At 62.1% G+C, this 2,709-nt stretch carries 2 protein-coding genes; both read left to right on the top strand.

Translation table 11 applies throughout. The features are described 5' to 3' along the window. Positions 1-2,128 (top strand): S46 family peptidase (locus PU724_RS33580; protein WP_426213818.1); only part of this gene is annotated, 2,128 nt, incomplete at its 5' end. Positions 2,129-2,317: 189 nt separating this feature from the next. Continuing rightward, positions 2,318-2,560: a hypothetical protein gene (locus tag PU724_RS33575; protein ID WP_426213819.1), complete on the top strand. Its 243-nt coding sequence runs from the start codon at positions 2,318-2,320 to the stop codon at positions 2,558-2,560. Positions 2,561-2,709 lie beyond the last annotated feature (149 nt).

The raw sequence follows: 2,709 nt of genomic DNA, 5'->3' as shown, positions 1-2,709 counted from the left end.
CTGGACGGTCACCGCTACGTCGGCGCACGAAGGCATGTGGATGCCGGGCCAGACTGCGGAAGTGGGCGCGGCCATGCGCGCGGATGGGCTCCAGATCGATCCCGTGCAGCTGAGCCGACTGTACGCTGCCCCGCTTAACGCCATCGTATCACTGGGCGGATGCTCCGCCTCCTTCGTCAGTCCGCAAGGGTTGGTCGCGACCAACCATCACTGCGTGCTGGGATCCATCCAGTACAACAGCAAGGAGAGCCAAGACTATCTCACCAACGGCTTTCTGGCGAAGAGCCTTGGTGAAGAATTACCCGCGGTGCCCGGCAGCCGCATCTATGTGATCGAGGATATGCGGGATGTGACCGCCGACATGCTCAAGGGCGTATCAGACACGCTAAGCGGCTTTGCCCGCTATGAGCGGCTCGACACGAACCGGAAGGCGCTGATCGCTGCATGTGAAGAACAGCCCAATCACCGCTGCGACGTGGGGCCCTATTATGGCGGCTCCTCCTACTATCTCCAGCAGAAGCTTGAAATTCAGGACGTGCGCCTCGTCTATGCGCCCGCGCTCGGCATCGGTAACTTCGGCGGCGAAACGGACAATTGGATGTGGCCGCGCCACACAGGCGACTTCGGCTTTTATCGCGCCTATGTCGCTCCTGATGGTTCTTCCCGGCCTTATGCGCGCGACAACGTGCCCTACCGGCCGAAGAGCTGGCTGCGCATTGCCACTAAAGGCGTGCAAGACGGCGATTTCGTGATGGTCGCCGGCTTTCCCGGAAAAACCAATCGGTTCCTCACGGCGGATGAAGTCCGGTTCAACTTCGCGCACTACGAACCGATGTTGCAACATTTGCTGTCGGATTATGCGGCCCAGATAAAGCAAGCCACGGCAGGCAATCGCGAAGCGCAGATCCGCTACGCCTCCATCCTGCAAGGCGTGGAAAACTACAAGAAGAAGCTGGCGGGCGATCTCGCCGGGGCCAATGCGATCGGGCTCGACGCGCGCAAGGCTACCGAGGAGAAAGCTTTTCGCGACTGGGTCGCTGAGTATCCCGTGCGGCAGACGCGCTTTGACGCAGCAATCCGCGAACTGGACGCGATGGTGGGCGAGAACAGCCGGGCTTCGCTGGCGAGGGTGCGCCAGGCGTTGCTCAATCACTCGCAACTACTGTCATCGGCACGCACTCTCTATCGCTGGACAAAGGAGCACGAGAAGCCCGATGAAGACCGGGAAAGCGGCTTTCAGGATCGTGACCATAAAGAAATCTCGGATCAGCTGACGCAGATCGAACGCGGCTATTTGCCAGACATCGATCGAAAGCTGTTCGAGGCCGCACTCGACGAATATCGCCGGCTGGACGCAAAGGACCGCGATACTGCGTTCGAAACCGCTCTGTACCAAATCGGGCTTGACCGACTTTATGCAGAAACCAAACTCGGCGACACGACCACGCGGCTCGGCTGGCTTGACAAGCCCGCTGCTGCCTTCGAGGCGTCGGACGATCCTTTCATCAAGCTAGCGGTCGCGCTCTATCCCGGCGACATAGCTGCGGAGCGCGCGGCGAAGGACCGCGCCGGACGCAGCCAGGCTGCTCGCGCCATCTATATGCACGGCCAGCATGCCTACCGGCAGGCTATCGGCCGGCCGTGGTATTCCGACGCGAATGGATCGCTGCGCATCACCTGGGGCAAGGTGTCGGGGCGAACACGCGACGGGCAGATCTGGACGCCCTTCACCACTGCCGAAGGATTTCTGGCCAAGCACACTGGCAAGGGCGAGTTCGATGCGCCGGCCGCCGCCGTCGCTGCGATCCGGGCCAAGGATTATGGCCCCTATATCGCACCGGAGCTGGGCACGTTGCCGGTCGACTTCCTGTCCACGGTCGACATTACCAACGGCAATAGCGGCTCGGCCACGCTGAATGGGCGCGGCGAGTTCGTCGGTCTCGCCTTCGATGGCACGCTCGATGGAGTGATCTCCGATTGGGCATATGCCCCAGACCGCAATCGCAGCATCCATGTCGACAGTCGCTTCATGCTCTGGACCATGGACAAGATTGACGGCGCTGGCCGGTTGCTCAATGAGATGGGAGTGCTTCCGCATCGAGCCGACGTGAGATCGCCGCGCGGCTGATCGAGCATGCCTGGTGCGCGAGGCGGTGGTGGTGGCGCGCCAGGGCCGCGCCGGCGACAAGCACCTTGTCGCCTATGTGGTGTGTGGACCTTAGGCCGGCTCGGACGACAACGATGGAGGCGGGCTTGCCGGCGGCTTGCGCGCGCATGTGAGCGGGCGGCTGCCGGGCTGCATGGTGCCGCCACGTTGGTGCGGTTATCGGCTGTGCCGCTGACGCCGAACGGCAAGCTCGACCGCAAGGCACTGCTGGCGCCGGCCGACGGCGCCTATCCGCTTGTCGAGGTGCCGGACCTCCTACGAGAAGTGCATGAGTGGACCGGCTTCGCCGATCATTTCACGCATGTTCGCTCGGGTGACAACCTAAGGAATGTCTCGGCCATGGCAAGCGATCGTCGCGAGAGGTGCCCGCAGGCGCATCGGCGCTTTCATTGAGACCGTTTACAACACGCAGCGGTGCATTCGGGGCTCGATTATCTCACGCCGGAGGAATACGAACAGTTGCATTCAGGTAGACGACGGATGGAAATGGCGGCATAGCTGAACACGGGACGGTGTCCGCGATTTTCCCTGTCTCAGTCTGG

The sequence above is a fragment of the Mesorhizobium abyssinicae genome, from assembly GCF_049887195.1.
Taxonomy (GTDB): Bacteria; Pseudomonadota; Alphaproteobacteria; order Rhizobiales; family Rhizobiaceae; genus Mesorhizobium; species Mesorhizobium abyssinicae.
This window is presented reverse-complemented; position numbering and strand designations above follow the sequence as displayed.